The 18,648-nt window shown below is 61.7% G+C and carries 17 protein-coding genes; 10 read left to right on the forward strand and 7 right to left on the reverse strand.

The window, feature by feature from the left end:
• The first annotated feature begins 207 nt into the window (after positions 1–207).
• The gene (locus SOP85_RS23180; protein WP_323628330.1) at positions 208–1,011 is read left to right on the forward strand and encodes a hypothetical protein; all 804 of its coding nucleotides are present in this window, start codon (positions 208–210) and stop codon (positions 1,009–1,011) included.
• A gap of 36 nt (positions 1,012–1,047) precedes the next feature.
• Here the strand turns inward: SOP85_RS23180 and SOP85_RS23185 are convergent, their stop codons facing one another.
• The 3 genes from SOP85_RS23185 to SOP85_RS23195 all read right to left on the reverse strand — a co-directional run bounded on the left by SOP85_RS23185 (position 1,048) and on the right by SOP85_RS23195 (position 3,890).
• Complete coding sequence (locus SOP85_RS23185) at positions 1,048–1,785, reverse strand: hypothetical protein (RefSeq protein WP_274077586.1); 738 nt, start codon at positions 1,783–1,785, stop codon at positions 1,048–1,050.
• A 193-nt stretch (positions 1,786–1,978) separates the two neighbouring features.
• Positions 1,979–2,215, reverse strand: a complete 237-nt coding sequence (locus SOP85_RS23190) for a hypothetical protein (RefSeq protein ID WP_274077587.1) — start codon at positions 2,213–2,215, stop codon at positions 1,979–1,981.
• A 259-nt stretch (positions 2,216–2,474) separates the two neighbouring features.
• Entirely contained in the window at positions 2,475–3,890 is a 1,416-nt protein-coding gene (locus tag SOP85_RS23195) for a purine-cytosine permease family protein (protein ID WP_274077588.1), read from the reverse strand.
• 256 nt (positions 3,891–4,146) lie between these two features.
• On the opposite strand from SOP85_RS23195, the gene SOP85_RS23200 reads away from it, so the two are divergent.
• Positions 4,147–5,058 carry a LysR family transcriptional regulator gene (locus tag SOP85_RS23200; RefSeq protein ID WP_274077589.1) on the forward strand — a complete coding sequence of 304 codons (912 nt, stop codon included), beginning with the start codon at positions 4,147–4,149 and terminating at the stop codon, positions 5,056–5,058.
• Positions 5,059–5,073: 15 nt separating this feature from the next.
• Here the strand turns inward: SOP85_RS23200 and argE are convergent, their stop codons facing one another.
• From argE to SOP85_RS23220, 4 genes are all read right to left on the reverse strand, one after another.
• Positions 5,074–6,225, reverse strand: coding sequence for an acetylornithine deacetylase (gene argE, locus SOP85_RS23205; RefSeq protein ID WP_323628332.1), 1,152 nt, complete (start codon positions 6,223–6,225; stop codon positions 5,074–5,076).
• Entirely contained in the window at positions 6,222–6,899 is a 678-nt protein-coding gene (locus tag SOP85_RS23210; protein WP_323628333.1) for a DUF1028 domain-containing protein, read from the reverse strand. Before SOP85_RS23210 ends, argE begins: the two co-directional genes overlap by 4 nt.
• Positions 6,900–7,000: 101 nt before the next feature.
• Positions 7,001–7,417, reverse strand: coding sequence for a RidA family protein (locus SOP85_RS23215; RefSeq protein WP_008058648.1), 417 nt, complete (start codon positions 7,415–7,417; stop codon positions 7,001–7,003).
• Between the two features lie 52 nt (positions 7,418–7,469).
• Positions 7,470–8,780 carry a flavin-containing monooxygenase gene (locus SOP85_RS23220; RefSeq protein ID WP_323628335.1) on the reverse strand — a complete coding sequence of 437 codons (1,311 nt, stop codon included), beginning with the start codon at positions 8,778–8,780 and terminating at the stop codon, positions 7,470–7,472.
• Positions 8,781–9,259: 479 nt separating this feature from the next.
• On the opposite strand from SOP85_RS23220, the gene tssB reads away from it, so the two are divergent.
• The 8 genes from tssB to SOP85_RS23260 form a co-directional block, all read left to right on the forward strand.
• Positions 9,260–9,763, forward strand: a complete 504-nt coding sequence (gene tssB, locus SOP85_RS23225) for a type VI secretion system contractile sheath small subunit (RefSeq protein WP_274077593.1) — start codon at positions 9,260–9,262, stop codon at positions 9,761–9,763.
• A gap of 34 nt (positions 9,764–9,797) precedes the next feature.
• Positions 9,798–11,363 carry a type VI secretion system contractile sheath large subunit gene (gene tssC / locus SOP85_RS23230; RefSeq protein WP_323628336.1) on the forward strand — a complete coding sequence of 522 codons (1,566 nt, stop codon included), beginning with the start codon at positions 9,798–9,800 and terminating at the stop codon, positions 11,361–11,363.
• Entirely contained in the window at positions 11,360–12,715 is a 1,356-nt protein-coding gene (gene tssK / locus SOP85_RS23235; RefSeq protein ID WP_323628337.1) for a type VI secretion system baseplate subunit TssK, read from the forward strand. Before tssC ends, tssK begins: the two co-directional genes overlap by 4 nt.
• Positions 12,712–13,392: a type VI secretion system protein TssL, short form gene (gene tssL, locus SOP85_RS23240; protein WP_323628338.1), complete on the forward strand. Its 681-nt coding sequence runs from the start codon at positions 12,712–12,714 to the stop codon at positions 13,390–13,392. Before tssK ends, tssL begins: the two co-directional genes overlap by 4 nt.
• A gap of 10 nt (positions 13,393–13,402) precedes the next feature.
• The gene (locus SOP85_RS23245) at positions 13,403–15,115 is read left to right on the forward strand and encodes an OmpA family protein (RefSeq protein WP_323628340.1); all 1,713 of its coding nucleotides are present in this window, start codon (positions 13,403–13,405) and stop codon (positions 15,113–15,115) included.
• Positions 15,116–15,149: 34 nt separating this feature from the next.
• On the forward strand, positions 15,150–15,659 hold the full coding sequence (locus SOP85_RS23250) for an Hcp family type VI secretion system effector (RefSeq protein WP_323628341.1): 510 nt from the start codon (positions 15,150–15,152) through the stop codon (positions 15,657–15,659).
• A gap of 133 nt (positions 15,660–15,792) precedes the next feature.
• Complete coding sequence (gene tssH / locus SOP85_RS23255; RefSeq protein WP_323628342.1) at positions 15,793–18,438, forward strand: type VI secretion system ATPase TssH; 2,646 nt, start codon at positions 15,793–15,795, stop codon at positions 18,436–18,438.
• A 2-nt stretch (positions 18,439–18,440) separates the two neighbouring features.
• On the forward strand, positions 18,441–18,648 hold a 208-nt coding region (locus tag SOP85_RS23260; protein ID WP_323628343.1), incomplete at its 3' end, for a hypothetical protein.

Here is an 18,648-nt window from a genome sequence, read left to right on the forward strand (position 1 = left end):
CAGAATGGGAAATGTCCTACAAGTTTTGCAGATCAAAATCTAACGTTCGTCGGATGTCAGCTGGCTATCAGCGCATTTGCCTGCCCATCTCATCACGGCTGCTAAGCTTCGTCGTTGCAGCACCCGAGCCTGTCCTGGGCTCACGTTGCGTGCGCAACCACGGAGTTCCACGTCTATTCCTGTCGGCAATCTGCACGGAGGCAGGCGATGGTGATCAAGCGCATGGTTGATTCGAGCGCGGCGGGGGTTCCCGTGGCGCTCGATCCTGAAGAGATGCAGCGCGTACTGGCGTTGCTGCTGGCCAGCCCGTTGTTCGCCAAATCCCGGCGCATGGGCAGTTTGTTGCGCTTTCTGGTCGAGCACGACCTGCAACCTTCAAATACCCCTCTTACCGAACACGCCATCGGCATCGCGGTGTTCCGTCGCGATCCGGCGGTGTACTGCACCGGCGACGATCCGGTGGTGCGGGTGCAGGTGGGGCGGTTGCGGCGCAAGCTCGCGGCGCATTACGCCAGCAACGGCCAGCAGGACCCGGTGCGGCTGAGCATACCTGCCGGGTGTTATCGCCTGGCTTATCAGCGGTTGCAAACCAAGGGGACCGCCACCCGCCATCCGGTTTTGCAGATCCAGCCGTTCACCTGCATCACCCCGGATGGCGATGACTTCGCCCGGGGCTTGTGCGAAGAGCTGAGCTGTCGCTTGTTCGAGTCGTTCGAGCAAACGCAAAGCGTGGCCAATCATGTGTTAATGAAGGTGCCGCGCAGCAGCGTAAAAGCAGCGGATGGCGGACGCGGCGGGCGCTACAGCTATTGCCTGGAAGGCAGCGTGCGGGTCGAGCCAGCGCGGGTGCGGGCGTCGTTGCGCCTGGTGGATGTGGCGCAGGGGCGGATTCGCTGGTCGGCGCAGTTCGATCGCAACCAGCCTTATGGCATCGCCACCCAGGAGGACCTGGCGCAATCGATCTGCCTGTCCCTGACGGGCTACTTTGCCAAAGGCGCGATCGACGAATGAAAGGGGCAACCCTGGGGTTGCCCCGGTGCGCAGCAGTTACACGGTTTTCCATTGACCGCCTTCGTAAAGGCGACCGGCGGTGTTTTCGAACGTCAGGTCGATTTCGATCGCCTTGGAGCGTGAGGTACTGAACATGGTACTGGTCTGTACGTTCTGTTCGAACCATACGAGGATGGTTTCAACGGGGGTCAGTACGGTTTTACCGGTGACGACCGGGTCCACCGCCACGTAGATCGGCGTGCTGACCTGATTGCCATCGATGCCGGTGGACAGCTGGTTGATCCCCGGATGGATCGGCGCGTACTCGTTCACAAAGGTCATGGAAACGTCCGGGCCGCCCGTGATCGCCGGGCTCAGCAGGCCGTGTTCATCGAGTGTCGAGGTTTGCCCAAGACCGATATTGACGATGTTGGTCGAGACTTTGACCTGGACGTTTTCCTTGAACACGTTGGAGGCGAACAGCTGATACAACGGCGTCCAGCTGAATTCGTTATTGCTCAGGTACGCGACATAGGACTGCCAGACCACGTTGTAGTCGGCGGTGCCGACCTTCTTGGCAAAGCACAGCTTGTAGCCAGACTTCTTGAGCAGGGTCAGGTCGCCGGCGGCGATTTCGATGGTGACGGTTTTTTGCGCCGCCGCCAGGGCGGACTTCAAGACCCTGCCATAGTCCGACGCCTTCAGTTGCGTTGCACCCATGATCGACTTGACGGCTTCTTGCACATCATCGTGCAGCTGCTGGCGTTGTTGGCTGACAGCGTTTGATTGGCTCATGGTGTCCCTCTTCCTTGGTGGTGTGTTGGGCAATCGATGGGTGGAGGGCAGTCAACCCGGTCCATCCATCGAGGGCTTCACTCTAGGTTCAAGCAGCGCATGGGCTAAGTGTCTTGGCGTTACAGGCGGGTAACGGGGGGGTATCAATCAGGTTGAAGTGGCGGGGCGAACGACGGGCCGCCCCGCCAGGGCCTCAGGCTGCCTTCACATCGGCCCAGACGAAGTTCCAGCTGGTGCGCTTGCCCTTGGCAATCTCGATCAGCTTGTTCTCATACACCGTGTGATTGACCAGGCCGGCGTAGGTCAGGGTGCGAGCAGCGTTGTTGCCGCTGCACTCGCCCGGTACGCCGCCAGACTCGAACATGGCTTTTATCATGTCGGCTTCCGACGGGGCGCTGCTCTGGTTTTTTTCAACTTTGACGAAACTCATGATGTCACCTCTTCCGTGATGGGAAATCGGTGGAGTTGAGGGTCGACAGCGTTCGTGCCTGCCGCAACACACCGAAGGCCATACTGTATTGGCCTGCCGTGCGGCGCAGAAGTGACAAGTGGGGCGGTGAGGTAACAGCACGATCGGGGGGACGTATCAGCGAGGTATCAAGCGCGGGTCGATTCAGGTGGAGTTTGCTCGCGAAAGGCCTGACGATTCCATGTCAGGGCTTTGTCGCGAGCAGGCTTGTGGATCTTGATTACAGGCTGGTAGCGAGTTTCCCACTCGACAACCGACGCTTGTAGGCACTGTCGCGATTGGCCAGCCACCAGTACAACGGCGAGGTAATCACCAGGCCCACCACCCAGGACAGATCCGCACCGTTGATGTGCTCGGAAATCGGTCCGACGTACAGCGGCGTGTTCATGAACGGAATCTGCACCAGGATGCCGATCGCGTAGGCCAGCAGCGCCTGCGGGTTGTAGCGCCCGTAGATGCCGCCATCGACGTGGAAGATCGAGTCGATGTCGTACTTGCCCTTGTGAATGGCGTAGAAGTCGATCAGGTTGATCGCCGTCCACGGCACCAGCACCACCAGCAACACCAGCACCATGTCGACGAAGTGGCCGATGAAGTCAGCGGAGGCACCGACGGCGGCGAAGCAGCAGGCGCCGAGCACGATCACCGAGAGCACGGCGCGGCTCTTGGCGGTGGGGATCCAGCGGTAGGCGAAGGTCTGCACGAGGGTGATCAGCGACAGTACGGCGCCGTAGAGGTTGAGGGCGTTGTGGCTGATGACGCTGAGCAGGAACAGCACCAGCATCAGCGGGCCGATGGAACCGGTGGCGAGCTTGACCGCGTCCATGGTGTCCATGCCGACGGGCGTGGCCAGTACGGCGACGGCGCCGAAGACAAACGACAGGCTGGAACCGAGCACGGTGCCCAGGTAGGTGGTCCAGAAGGTCGACGCCACGGGCACGTCGGCCGGCAGGTAGCGCGAGTAGTCGGACACGTAGGGCGCGAAGGCGATTTGCCAGAGCGCGGCCAGGGACACCGTCGCCAGCCAGCCGGAGATGTTGAAGCTGCCGCGGGTGAGGAAGTCGTCCGTCTGCACGTGGGTCAGGATGTAGGCGAAGCCCAGCACGATGCCGATGCCCAGCACCCAGGTGCCGATACGGTTGAGTACGTGGATGAAGCGATAGCCGATGATGCCGATGATGCCCGAACCCAGGGCGCCGATGACGATGCCCACGGGTACCGGGACACTGTCGACCACGCCGTGCAGGGATTTTCCCGCCAGCACGATGTTGGAGGCGAAGAAGCCGATGTACATGACGCCGGCGATCAGCACCACCAGCAGCGCGCCGAGGGAGCCGAATTGCGCGCGGCTCTGGATCATCTGCGGGATGCCCATCTGCGGGCCCTGGGCCGAGTGCAGCGCCATCAGCACGCCGCCGACCAGATGGCCGACGAGGATGGCGACGATGCCCCACACCAGGTTCAGGTGAAACAGCTGCACGCCGAGGGCGCCGGTGACGATGGGCAAGGGCGCGATGTTGCCACCGAACCACAGGGTGAACAGGTCGCGCGTCTTGCCATGACGGTCTTGCGGCGGCACGTAGCCGATCGTGTGTTTCTCGATGAGCGGAGCGCTCGTTGCTGCAGTGGTTACCATGACGAACTCCAAGGCAAAGTGAGTACGTGGACGTACTTCGGTGAGCGTCGCGCGAACGACGCTTTTCTTGTTGGAGCGATCATGTGCAATGGCTCGGGATAGATAAATTAGTAAGTTTGTTGCTTCAAACCTTAAAAAATATATGCCGCGCCGGCGGTCGCCTCCGGTATGTTCAGCCTTGACCGCAGGCCGGCACCAACCCCTTGTGTGCGCTGCCGATTCCTTGACCCTGATGTTCTGTTTTCCGGAGGTTCCCATGGCCGCCTACAACCTGCGCCAGCTCAGGTATTTCGTCACCACGGCCGACTGCGGCAGCGTGGCGGAGGCCTCGCGCAAGCTCTACATCGCGCAGCCATCGGTATCGACGGCGATCAAGCACCTGGAAGAAAGTTTTGGCGTGCAACTGTTCATCCGCCATCACGCTCAGGGGGTGTCGCTGACGCCGAGCGGCTCGCGGTTCTACCGCAAGGCCCAGGAGCTGCTGCGGGTCGCCCATGAGTTCGAGCAGAACGCCCTGGCGGACAACGACGTGGTGGCGGGACAGATCGACATCGGCTGTTTTGAAACCGTGGCACCGCTGTACCTGCCACGCCTGATCGCCGGTTTCAAGGAGCGCTGGCCCGGGGTGGAAATACGCATTCGCGATGGCGAGCAGCAGGAGCTGGTGCAGGCGTTGACCGCCGGCAGCATCGACATGGCCATGGTCTACGAACATGACCTGGACAGCACCATCGAGACCGTGGCGCTGATGCCGGCCCAGCAACCCTATGCCTTGCTGCCCGCCGACCATCGCTTCGCCCAGCAGGCGAAAGTCTCGCTGCACGACCTGGTGCTGGAGCCGATGATTTTGCTGGACGTGGTGCCCAGCCGAACCTACTTCGTGAGCATTTTCGAAGAGCGCGGGCTGACGCCGAACATCGTGTTCAGCTCGCCGTCGATCGAGATGGTGCGCGGGATGGTCGGGCGGGGTTTCGGCTTTTCGATCCTGGTGACCAAACCGTTTTCCGAGTACACCTATGACGGGCAAAAAGTCGTGTGCGTGCCGCTGGCCGAAAACGTCACCGGCTCGGGGTTGTCCGCGGCGTGGTTGCGCCGGGCACAGCTGACCAAACCGGTGCAGCTGTTCGTCGATTACTGCCAGGAAGAACTGGCCCGACTCTATACCTGAGCGTCGGGCCAGGGATCAGTTGCTGATGGCCAGCAGCATCCGTTGCAGCATGGCGTCGCAGCCGTTCAGTTGTTCCAGGCTGACGAACTCATCGGGTTTATGGCCTTGCTCCATGCTTCCCGGGCCACACACCACCGTCGGGATGCCCGCTGCATCGAACAGACCGCCTTCGGTGCCGAACGCCACCGTGCCGAATTCCCGCGAGCCGGAAAACGCGGCGATCAATTCCGCGGCTTCGCTGCGGGCATCGGTGGCCAGGCCGGGGTACGCCGACAACTCACTGAAGCGGATCTCGCTGTGCTCGCTCACGGCGCGCATGCGCGGCAACAACTGCTGCTCGGCATAAGCCTGCAGTTCCTCTGCCACCAGGCGCGGGTCGTGGGAGGGCAGGGCGCGAACTTCGAAGTCGAAGCGGCAGTCGGCCGGCACGATGTTCAAGGCCTTGCCGCCGCCAATCACCCCGGTTTGCACGGTGGAGAACGGCGGATCGAAGCGCGGGTCATGCAGCTCCGGGGCCTTGAGCCGTTGGCCGATGCGCTTCAGTTCACCGATCAGCTCGGCTGCGTATTCGATGGCATTGACCCCGAGCGGGGCGTAGGCCGAATGGCAGGCGTGACCGTGGATGTCGCAGCGCATCGCCAGCTTGCCCTTGTGGCCCAGCACCGGTTTGAGCTCGGTGGGTTCGCCAATGATGCACAGCAGCGGTTTGACCGGACGTTGCTCGAGGGCCTTGAGCAGGGAGCGCACGCCCAGGCAGCCGACTTCCTCGTCGTAGGACAGGGCGATATGCACCGGCAGGCGCAACGAGGCCTGCACCAGCGCGGGCACCAGGGCGAGCACGCAAGCGATGTAGCCCTTCATGTCCGCCGTGCCGCGACCGTACAGCAGGCCATCGCGCTCGGTGAGCTGGAACGGCGCGACGGTCCACGGCTGGCCGTCGACCGGGACCACGTCGGTGTGCCCCGAGAGCACGATGCCCGGCCGGTCCGCCGGGCCGATCGTGGCGAACAGGTTGGCTTTGCTGCGCTCCTGGTTGTAGACCAGCTGGCACGGCACATCGAAGCCTGTGAGGTAGTCGCGGACAAACTCGATCAGCTGCAGGTTGGATTCGCGGCTGGTGGTGTCGAACGCCACCAGCGTTGCGAGCAGATCGCGGCTGGCGCTCATCGATCGTCTCCAGCGACGCCGTAGCCAGGGGACCGGTCGGGCGCCAGGGCGCGGTCGATGTAGTCCTGGACCTGCGGACGGTAGGCCAGCCAGAGCCTCTGCAGCTGGCCAATCGGATCTTCGTCGGCCCAGTCGACCCGCAGGTTGACGATCGGCCAGGTCAGCTCGCCGACCACCATGACCGCGGCCGAATGCACCGGCCCGGCTTCGCCACCGGCCGCCACGCCACCTTGCATCGCCGCGATCAAGCGGTCGGCCAGTTGGCCTTCAGCCTGTTCGAAGGCGCGGACCAGGGCCTCGATCACCGCCGGGCTTGCGAGCATGTTGCCGGCCGCCACGCATTGCTCGCCGGACACCGCGTTATGGTTGCCCAGGGTTTGCGCGCCGCTGAAGTGCGCGGTGCGGCCGAGGTGGTCGATGGCGGTGATCTGCCGGTACTGGCTGTAGCCGTTGCGGGTCAGCACCTTGTCCAGGGCCTCGGCGGGTGCCAGGCCCTGCTCCATCAGGGCCAGGGTTTCCGGGCCAAGGGAGGGCAGGGTGATGTTCTGCGTCGAGACGGCGCCCACACCGGGCAATAACCAGGGGCAGCGGGCGCCGACAGCGATACTCGAGGAGCTGATGGCGATGCCGAACTGACCGGTGTCGGGGCAGCGGGCGGCGATGGAAAAGGTCATGGGGCGGGTCCTTGTCTGGATTTTGTAGGAGCGAGCTCGCTCCTACAGAAGATCAATGGCGGGAGCGGGCGGCTGGAGTTTGTCGCGACGCGGTCTGCCCGTTATTCGGGGATCACCGCAATCACATCGATCTCCATCAGCCACTGCGGCTGACCCAATGCCGTCACCACCAGCCCAGTGGAAATCGGGAACACGCCTTTGAGCCACTTGCCCACTTCCTGGTACACCGGCTCGCGGTAGCGCGGATCGATCAGGTAGGTGGTGGTCTTGACGATGTGGCTCAGGTCGCTGCCAGCTTCTTCCAGCAGTTGCTTGACGTTGCGCATGGCCTGCTCGGTCTGTGCCCGCGGATCGCCCAGGCCAACCAGGTTGCCCTCGAAATCGGTGCCGACCTGGCCGCGCACATACACGGTGTTACCGGCGCGGACGGCCTGGCACAGGTCGTTGTCCAGGCTCTGGTTCGGGTAGGTTTCCTTGGTGTTGAACATGCGAATGCGGGTATGGGTTGGCGTGGTCATTTGAAACTCCTGAAATTTTGGGGGCCGGCGCGGTTCACGCGCCGTGCGGGAATCAAGCGTTGGCAGTGGTCTTATGTGCGGCCGGGCAGGCTTGGGCCTCGCGTTGGTCGGCATCGCGGTACTCGAGATAGGTCCGCTGGATGGCAATGTGATCGGCCACGTACTTGGCGTCATGCCACACGCCCCAGATGAAGGACGAACCGCGACGGGACTGCCAGGGCAGGCCGAGGAAATACACGCCCGCCTCGCTGGACACACCGCGCTGATGCCGGGGCTTGCCGTTGTCGTCGAAGGCGTCGACCTGCAGCCAGCTGTAGTCCACGGCAAAACCGGTGGCCCAGATGATCGACGTCACGCCGGCCTTGGCCAGGTCGAGTTCGAGGATCGGGTTGGAGACACAGTCCGGCTCCGGGAAGGTATGGCGCGCTTCGGGTTCTTCCGGCAGGTCCAGGCCATTGCGTTCGATGTAGGCATCGGCGGCGTCGAGCAGGGCCAGGTAGTTTTCATCGCCCCGGGCCAGGTTGTCCGCCAGGTTCGCCTGGAAGGTCGCCACGCTGCCGTTGAACGATTGGGTCAGGCCCACCAGCACCATGCCGGCATGGGCCAGGCCACGAAAATCCACGGTGCGGCCACCCTGGGCGCCGCTGACGGCGATCGTCACGTGCTCGCGGCCGGGTTTCATCGCGGCCTGGTCCCACTCGCCCAGCACCCCCAGCCACCAGCAAAAATCGCGGTTGCGATAGGCGCGGGGCGGACGATCGTGGGCGCCTACCGACAGGTACACCTGCTTGCCGGAGCGCTGCAATTCATCGGCGATCTGCACGCCCGAGGAACCGGCGCCCACCACCAGCACGGCACCCTCGGGCAATTGCCCGGGATTGCGGTAGTCGGCGGAGTGGATCTGCAGCAGTTGCGCATCCTTGGGGGCGATCGGCGGGATCACCGGACGCTGGAACGGACCCGTGGCAGCCACCACGCGGCTGGCCTCGATCACGCCTTGGGAGGTCTCGATGGTGAAGCCCGGGCGGCCAACGTTGCGCTCAACCTTCTGCACTTCCACGCCAGTGCGGATCGGCGCCTTGAACTTGCGGGCATAGGCTTCGAAGTAATCGGCCACGCGCTCCTTGGGGGCAAAACCATCGGGGCTGATGTCGTCGAATTCCAGGCCGGGAAAACGGTCGTGCCAGGCCGGACCATTGGCCACCAGCGAATCCCAGCGGCCGGTGCGCCAGCGCTCGGCGATACGATTGCGCTCCAGCACCAAGTGCGGCACGCCGAGCTTGCTCAGGTGTTCACTCATGGCTACGCCGGCCTGGCCGGCGCCGACAATCAAGGTATCTATTATTGTTTTTTCAATGGTCATCTGCTTGCCCTTCGAAGTTGGTTAACGGTCGGTGTCGACCTGCCATTTCCTGGGCTCAAGACTAGGGATCAGCCTGATATCGGTAAAATATTATTAAGCTGGCATTTGAGTATAAATAATTGATGCAGAGGGTTTGCCCGGGCGGATTGGAGGGGGAGGGCGCAGCCCGTCGGAGAAGAAAAACGTCGACTCGCGCCCAGTAAAAGGACTGTTTTCAGTGGTTTCTTGTAGGGCATTTCTGGAAATAAGTAAGAAATTTCCCAAAGTTTCCGGGAGGGGTGGAATGTGCGAGTGGGATAGTTCATTGTCGTTGTAGGAGAACAGTCATAGTTCCCGTGTGTATATTGTTGCACTCATTTTGACATGGAATTCACAGGCTGTAGCAGGGAAACTTTCTATTCTGTTGGCTAGAGTTTCGAGTTCCTGTCTTGCAGGTTTTAGCGATTGCATTGGCTGTCGCAAAATAATCGGGAGGTGTTATGTCTTCAAGCAGTTTTCAAAACGAAGTGCCGAAGGCTCGGGTCAATATCAAGCTCGATCTGCATACCGGTGGTGCGCAGAAAAAAGTCGAATTGCCACTGAAGCTGATGGTGATGGGGGACTACAGCAATGGCAAGGAGCAGCGTCCCTTATCTGCCCGTAGCAAGGTTTCCATCAACAAAAACAACTTCGATAGCGTATTGGCGGAGTTTTCTCCGGTCTTGAAAGTGGCCGTGGAAAACACCCTGGTCGATGACGCTGGCGACACCTCGGTCGAGCTGAATTTCCAGCGCATGAAGGACTTCGAGCCAGAGCAGGTGGCGCGGCAAATCCCGCACCTGCGTGCGCTGCTGGCCATGCGCAATCTGTTGCGCGACCTTAAGTCGAACCTGCTGGACAATGCCACTTTCCGTCATGAGCTGGAACGCATCCTCAAGGACGATGCGCTGAGTGACGAACTGCGCGCCGAGTTGGCCGCGTTGGCTCCGGAAGAAAATCGTTAATCCACTTCGGTTCGTTTAAAGGGAAGTTACCTGCATGTCCATCGAAAGTTCCAACGTGCATTCGCGCGGCACTACAGTGTTGTCCGAAGAAAATAAAGGCGTCTATGGTGCGCTGTTTGGCAAGATCAATCTCAGTCCGGTCGATACATTAAGTAGTATCGAAGTATTTCAAAATACCGAGGCACTGTCCGAAGTGTCGGCCGATGAGCGAGTGACGGCGGCCGTCAGTGTATTTTTGAAACTGCTCGGGCAGTCTTCGCAGAAAATCGAGCGCCTGGATAAAGTCCTGCTCGATGAACACATTGCCTCACTGGATGCGCAAATCAGCCGGCAACTCGATGCCGTGATGCACCACCCGGATTTCCAGCGCGTCGAGTCAACCTGGCGCGGGGTCAAATCACTGGTCGACCAGACCGATTTTCGCCAGAACGTGCGCATCGAATTGCTGGATATCAGCAAGGATCATCTGGTCCAGGACTTCGACGATGCACCGGAAATTGCCCAGAGCGGCCTGTACGTGCATACCTATACCCAGGAGTACGACACACCGGGTGGCGAGCCGATTGCCGCCGCAATCTCCAACTACGAGTTCGATCGCAGTCCGCAGGACATCGCCCTGCTGCGCAACATTTCCAAAGTCGCGGCGGCTGCGCACATGCCATTTATCGGCACCGTCGGCCCGGCTTTCTTCGGCAAGCGCTCGATGGAGGAAGTGGCCGCCATCAAGGACATCGGCAACTATTTTGACCGTGCCGAATACCTGAAGTGGAAGGCGTTCCGCGACAGCGACGACGCCCGCTACATCGGCCTGGTCATGCCCCGTGTCCTCGGGCGCCTGCCCTATGGCCCGGACACAGTCCCGGTGCGCAGCTTCAACTACATCGAGAGCGTCAAGGGCCCTGACCACGACAAATACCTGTGGACCAGCGCCTCGTTCGCCTTCGCCGCCAACATGGTCAAGAGTTTCATTGCCAACGGCTGGTGCGTGCAGATCCGCGGGCCGCAGTCGGGCGGCGCGGTCACGGAATTGCCTATCCACCTGTACGACCTGGGCACCGGCAACCAGGTGAAGATCCCTTCGGAAGTCATGATCCCGGAAACCCGCGAATTCGAATTCGCCGATCTCGGTTTCATCCCGCTGTCGTATTACAAGAATCGCGACTACGCGTGTTTCTTCTCGGCCAACTCGACCCAGAAAGCGGCCCTGTACGACACCGCCGATGCGACCGCCAACAGCCGCATCAATTCGCGCCTGCCCTACATTTTCCTGCTGTCGCGCATTGCCCATTACCTCAAGCTGATCCAGCGCGAGAACATCGGCACCACCAAGGACCGGCGCTTGCTGGAACTGGAGCTGAACAAGTGGATCGGCGGGTTGGTGACCGAAATGACCGACCCGGGCGACGACCTGCAGGCCTCGCATCCGCTGCGTGACGCCAAGGTGACCGTGGAAGACATCGAAGACAATCCGGGCTTCTTCCGCGTCAAGCTGTATGCCGTGCCGCACTTCCAGGTCGAAGGCATGGACGTCAATCTTTCGCTGGTGTCGCAGATGCCCAAGCGCAAGCCCGATGCCGTTCGCGGGGAAACCAGGTCTTGAAAATCGACCGTCCCGTATGGTCTGCGGGGGCACTCCTGTGCCCCCAGCAGTTCCAGCAACAGGCACGCTGGGAAGCCTGGACCAACGAACGCCTGGCTCACTTGTCACTGGTGCATCCCTGGGGTGTAGCGGCGGTGGCGTTTGACCAGGAGACCCTGCGACTGGGCAAGCTCAAGGCCACAAGGTTGTGCCTGCGCATGCCCGACGGCACCTTGATCGATACCGATCAGGTGGATCGTCTGCCCTCAGCCCTGGAATTGACCCAGCTGCTGTCCAGTGACGTGCAGGACGCCACGGTGTTATTGGCCTTGCCGCTGGAACAGGCCAATGGCAACAACTGCCTGCTCGATGACGGCAAGGTCGAGCGACCGACGCGTTATCGCCAGGACTGGCGCAAGGTGCAGGATTTGTACGAAGGCGAGGCGCAGCAGATCGGCGTGCTGGAACACGTGCTGAGCCTGCGTCTTGCCCACGACGACAACGCCGATTACCTGACCTGCCCGATCGTGCGCCTGGTGCGGGACGGGCAGGGCGCATGGGGGCTGGATGACACTTATGTGCCGCCACTGCTCGATTTTGCGGCTCACCCGGGATTGCTGGCGCAGTTGGATAATCTGTTGACCCAATTGGCCGCCAAGCGTCAACGGCTGATGGGCTTGCGTCGTGAAAGTAACCAGCGCATGGCCGATTTTGCCGTGGCCGATGTGTCGCTGTTCTGGCTGCTCAACGCCCTGAACACCTACCAGCCGATCCTGGCAGATCTCAAGGCGCACCCGGCACGGCATCCCGAATCGGTGTACCGGGAATTGGCAAAGTTGGCCGGCGGCCTGCTGACCTTTTCCCTGGAACACGATATCGACCAGATCCCGGCTTACCGGCATGAGCATCTGGAAAGTGTGTTCCCCCCATTGTTGCGTCTGATTTCCACGTTGCTGGAGGCCAGTCTGCCTTCGCGTGTGATCGCCCTGGCGCTGGAGGAGAACGGCGACAACCGCTGGAAGGTCAGCCTCAATGATCCACGCCTGCGCGAGCGTGAAGGCGCTGATTTTTATCTGTCGGTGCGTTGCCGCTTGCCGGCAGCACAGGTGCAGAGCCAGTTCCCGCGCCTGTGCAAGATTGGCACCCCGGATGAGGTCGATCAACTGATCAATGCCGCGCTCGACGGTGTGCCGTTGCAGTCGCTCAGCCATGTACCGGCAGCCATTCCGCTGCGACTGGAGAACCAGTATTTCGCCCTCGATCTCGACCATGCCAAGGGCCAGGCGGTGCTGGCTGCAGGGGTCTGCGCCTTCTACGTCCCGAGCACGCTGGCCGAGGTAAAACTTGAACTGTTCGCGGTGTTGCGCACATGAACCTGAAAGCCTCAAGAAAACCAGCCGCACTGGCGGTGGATATCGACGCGTTGTTGCAGGACAGCTACCTGCTGGTAGTGGAATTGTGCAAGGGCGCATCGGCGCACGATGGCATGGCGCTGAAGGGCCTTTGCGTCAAGCAGGTCGAACATGTCCGCCAGATGCTCGAGCACGCCGGCCTGAGCCCACGCAGCATTGATCACATCAGCCATGCCCAGTGCGCTTTGCTCGATGAAACCGTACTCCGTGTGGATAAGCAGGCTCGCGATGCCTGGACGAAAGAGCCCTTGCAAGCGAAGTTCTTCAGTCGCCACCAGGCGGGCGAGTTCCTGTATGAAGACATGCGCGAAGTCTTGCGCGAGCCCGCCCCTGATCCATTGGTGCTGACGGCGTTCCATCGGGTGCTGATGCTCGGCTTCCAGGGGCGTTATCGCGACGCCGACGACCCTGAGCGCGAACAGTTGCTCAGCGCGCTCCATGCACAGGTCGCACCCTTGGCACTCAGCCAGACGCTGGCGACAAAGATGACGTTCGGACAGGGACTGCGTATTTGGCTGTGGCCGCGTTCGCCACTGGCTCATGGTCTGCTTGTGGGCCTGCTGTTTGTCGGTTGCTGGTGGGGGCTTGACCAGCTGTTGGCCAATCTCCTCAGCTCGGTTTTGCCCGGTGAGGCTTGAGGTGGGACCGATGACGCCGACACTGATGCGTGGTCTCTGGTTATGGGCGGGCGTGCTTTCACTGGCGTTGCTGGTTGTCGTTCCCTTGACCTGGAGCCTGCGCATCATCGCCGTCCTGGTCGTTGTGTGCGTCATGGTCCTGGCCTGGAGCCGGATTGGGCGCCGGACATGCGCGTCAGTGACCCTGGCCGAAAATACCTCGCTGCCTCCGGCCGCCTACCGTCAACCAGTGGTTCTGGTTTGTGGCGATGGCCTGACGGGATTGTTCGGCGCGACGCCGTTGGAACACCTGGCTTTGCGCACAACCCGCCACGGTTGTTATGTGCGGGTACCCGAGCTTGAGCAGTTGCCTGCGATCACCGCCAGCCTGATGACGCTGCGTCCCGAGTGGAGTGGGCAGCTCAGCGTCATGTTCATCGTCAACCCGACCGAACACGTCGACAGCGCCGTGTTGGCCGGACAGGCGCGCGCACTGCGCTATCAGGTCGGCATGGTTCGCAAGGGCGGCGTTGCGCTGCCGCTACTGTTGACCAGCTATGTGCAAGCCTCGGCCGCAGAAGGTCCCTGGTTCAATTGGGAGGCCGGTGAAGTCAGCCCCAGGGTGCACGAGGGCGGAACCTGCGCCAGCCTGGACGACTGGCAAAGGCAGCCGTCAGACAGCGCAACGCGCTCAGCCCGGATGCACACCAGCGTGAAGCTGAACAGTGTCGTGGCATGGCTGGATCAAGCGGTAATGCCCCACCTGGCCCCCCGTGATGTACGCGATCCCGACAGCCTGCCGAGGATCTGTGCCATCACCTTCGTACCGGCGCTCGCGCAATCAGTCGCGGGCAACCTGTGGCAGCAATGGCTGCGCAACAAGGTTGCACTGCATGACGTCAGGCAGGCGCAGCCAGGGCAGGGCACTTCAATGCCTTTCCCCGATCCCTTGCTGGCGCTGCTGCCCTCGCAGAATCAACGCGCCCCATTGCGCCGCGCGAGCGTCATCGCGTTGTGGATGTTCGCCATTGTCGGGACAACGGCCCTGGCCAGCTCGGCCTGGCAAAACACCCTACTGGTCCGCCAGGTCAGTGACGACCTGCGTCGTTACCACGCCATCCCCGTGACAGGACAACCCGATCGGCCTGAATTCATCCTGCGCGAGCAGGCACTTGCGGTGCTGCGCGAGGATGCCCTGCGCCTGGACGGCTACTACCGACACGGCGCTCCCCTGTCGCTGGGACTGGGCCTTTACCGGGGCGAGCGATTGCGCATCAGACTGCAGTCGACGATTGCCGGTCACCGTCATCCGTCGCTGGCCCCAAGGCTTGCGGGTAATCCAAAGCCGGTGCGCCTGGACAGCCTGTCGCTGTTCAGTACTGGCAGTGCCCAGCTCAAGCCTGGCTCGACCAAGGTACTGATCAATGTCCTGGTCGACATCAAGGCCCAGCCTGGCTGGCTCATCGTGATCAGTGGCCATACCGATGCCACTGGCAGCGCCGAGCAAAACCTGCAGTTGTCCCGGGCCCGGGCGGCCGCCGTGCACGACTGGATGCAGCACATGGGCGGTATCCCCGCCAGTTGCTTTGCGGTGCAGGGCTTTGGTGCCAGCCAGCCCATCGCCAGCAATGACAACGAGGCCGGGCGCAGCGCCAATCGTCGAGTCGATATTCGTCTGGTGCCGGAGCCGGGAGCCTGCGTGTTCCCCGCTACGGGGCCGGATTTGCAACCCCCTGTCGCATAACGCGGCATTCATGTTCAGAGAGAAGGAGCTTCACATGGCAATTCCCGTTTACCTGTGGCTGAAAAATGACGGCGGCGCGGACATCAAGGGTTCGGTGGATGTCGAGGCACGTCAGGGCAGCATTGAAGTGCTGGCTCTGAATCACAGCGTGTCCATCCCAACCGATAACAACACGGGCAAATTGACAGGTACACGGATCCACGATCCGTTTGTATTCACCAAGGAAATTGATTCTTCCAGTGTCTACCTGCTTAAAGCCGTCACACAGGGACAGACCCTGATGAGCGCCGAGTTCAAGTGGTACTGCATCAACGAGGCAGGCCAGGAGGTCGTGAACTACACCGCGCTGCTCGAGAACGTCAAGGTGGTGAACGTCGAGTCGAAAATGCACGACATCAAGGATCCGTCCAAAGAAAAGCACAATCATCTGGAGGAAATTGAATTGCGCTACGAAAAGATCACTTGGAGATTCCTGGAGGGCAACCTCAGCCACTCCGATTCCTGGGCCGAACGCGGGCAAGCCAATTTAGCGCCAGCAGGCTGACAAACCGCTGAACACCTGAGAACCCGCATACGTCGATGACGGCGGGTTTCGGCGTGTCGTGTTGAGCGTCCGTACGCGGGCGCTCAGCAAGTCCCTCGATTACCAGCCTTATACTCAAAACAAGGACGTACCCATGGTACAGAACGCCTCCCGCTTGCTTCGTCGTCTCAATCCCTACTGTGCCCAGGCGCTGAGCGCGGCGGCGACGCTGTGCCAAAGTCGCGCCCATGGCTACATCAGTATCGAGCACTGGCTGCTCAAATTATTCGAACAGGGCGAGGGCGACCTGACGCTCATTGCCCGTCGCTACGAATGGGATCTGGACGTTCTCTGGGGCGGACTGCTTGAACACCTGGACACACTGCCGCGCAGCGTACACGCCAAGCCGCAGCTGTGTGGCAAGTTACAGCGACTGATCAGCAATGCCTGGCTGCGTGCATCGCTGGACAGCCAGGATCACCTGCGCTCAGCCCACTTGCTTGGCGCGTTGCTGGAGTCTCCTGACCTGCTGGCTTGCGAAGCGGCCTGGCCTCTGTTCAGTGTCAGCGAAACCCAGTTGCAGCATCTGTTCGCACTGCTTGATCAACACTCCGAAGAGCGTCCCCAGGCGCAGCAAGCGGCTGCCATTGATCAGGCACAAGTATTGACTGGATCCGCTGCCGTCAACCACGAGGCCTTGCAGGCCGTGCTGGACAGGTTCACCCAGGACATCACCGCCAAGGCCCGGGAAGGGCGGATCGACCCGGTGTTCGGCCGTGACGATGAGATCCGCCAGGTCATCGACATCCTCAGCCGCCGGCGCAAGAACAACCCGTTGCTGGTCGGCGAGCCGGGAGTCGGCAAGACCGCACTGGTCGAAGGACTGGCGCTGCGCATTGCCGAGGGCAATGTTCCGGACAGCCTCAAGCCGGTCAGCGTGCGTACCCTCGACCTGGGGTTGCTGCAAGCGGGGGCCGGGGTCAAGGGCGAGTTCGAGCAACGCCTGAAAAACGTCATCGATGCCGTCCAGCAATCGGCATGTCCCGTGCTGTTGTTCATCGATGAAGCCCATACCCTGATCGGCGCCGGCAACCAGGCGGGCGGTGCCGACGCGGCGAACCTGCTCAAGCCCGCGCTCGCCCGTGGCGAATTGCGCACCATCGCCGCCACCACCTGGAGCGAATACAAGCAGTACTTCGAGCGCGATGCCGCCCTGGAACGACGCTTCCAGAAGGTCAAGGTCGACGAGCCGGATGACCACGATGCCTGTCTCATGCTGCGTGGCCTGAAGGCGCGTTACGCCAGCCATCATGGCGTGCACATTCAGGATGCGGCGGTACAGGCGGCGGTCACGCTTTCGCGGCGCTACCTGACCGGTCGCCAGCTGCCGGACAAGGCCGTCGACCTGCTCGACACCGCCAGTGCACGGGTGCGCATGAGCCTCGACTGCGAACCCCAGGCACTGGTCAGACTCAAGGCCGGGCAGGCGGCCCTGGGACTTGAACGACAAGCCCTGGAAGAAGATGCACAACTCGGTGGCAGTAGCCTTGACGAGCGCCTTGCCTCGATCGATGCGCAACTTGTCGACTTGAAAGACCAACACAGTGAGCTGGTGCGGCAATACCGCAACGAACTCGACCTGACCCGCCAACTGCTTGATGCACGTCAGGCTCACCCCCTGCAGATCACCCTTTGTATGTGGCTGCAAGATCAGCTTGCCGAAGTGCAGGGCGCCCAACCGTTGCTCTCCCTGGACGTCAACCCGCGCAGCGTAGCTGAAGTGATTGCCGACTGGACCGGCGTGCCGCTGGGTAGTCTGCTCAAGGACGAGCAGGCCAGCCTGTTGGCGCTGGAGCAGCAGTTGAGTGAGCGTGTCGTCGGCCAGGATCATGCCCTCGCTGCATTGGCCCAGCGTCTGCGCGCGGCCAAAACCGGCCTGACCGAGGAGCAGGCACCGTTGGGCGTGTTCCTGCTGGTCGGCACCAGCGGCGTCGGCAAGACGGAAACCGCCCTGGCGCTGGCCGACTGCCTGTTCGGTGGCGGGCAGTCGCTGATTACGCTCAACCTCTCCGAGTACCAGGAAGCCCACACCGTCAGCCAACTCAAAGGCTCGCCACCGGGCTATGTCGGTTACGGCCAGGGTGGTGTGCTCACCGAAGCGGTGCGCCGGCGCCCCTACAGCGTCGTATTGCTCGACGAAGTGGAAAAGGCTCACCGCGACGTACTCAATCTGTTCTACCAGGTCTTCGATCGCGGCTTCATGCGCGATGGCGAGGGACGCGAAATCGATTTTCGCAACACCGTCATTCTCATGACCTCGAACCTGGGCAGCGATGAACTGCAAACCTGCCTGCAACAACACCCTGACGTAACGGACAACACCTTGCAGGAGCTGCTGCGGCCACTGTTGCGTGAACACTTCCAGCCGGCCTTGCTCGCGCGCTTCCAGACCCTGATCTACCGCCCGCTGCAAGTCGACGCACTGCAGCGCATCGTCGCGCAAAAACTCGCCCGGGTCGCCACGCGCCTGCAACGCCACTACGGCCTGACCTGCCAGGTCGACAACGCACTCAACCAGGCCCTGGTTGCCGCCTGCCTGTTGCCCGATACCGGCGCGCGCAACATCGACAGCCTGCTCAACCAACAGATCCTGCCGGTGCTCAGCCAGCAACTTCTGCAGCGCCAGGCGACCCGTCAACAAACCCGGGGGGTGACCCTGGGTTACAGCGACGATCAAGGCATCACGCTGCAGTTCATCGACACACAGGAAGCGATGCCAAGCGTCGTCAAGGAGGCCTGACCATGAGCACCCAACAGCGTATTTTTTTCGACCACACTCGCCATAAATTCGCCATCCGCTGGTTCGACGCCGTCTTCGACGTCCTGGCCTTCGAAGGCCAGGAGCACCTCAGCCAGCCCTTCAGCTATCGCATCGAATTCACCTGCACCAATCAGGACCTCAGCGCCGAGCAGATGCTCAACAAGGACGCTCGTTTCAGCCTGTACCCCT

The organism is Pseudomonas sp. YuFO20, from assembly GCF_035064975.1.
Lineage (GTDB): Bacteria > Pseudomonadota > Gammaproteobacteria > Pseudomonadales > Pseudomonadaceae > Aquipseudomonas > Aquipseudomonas putida_AE.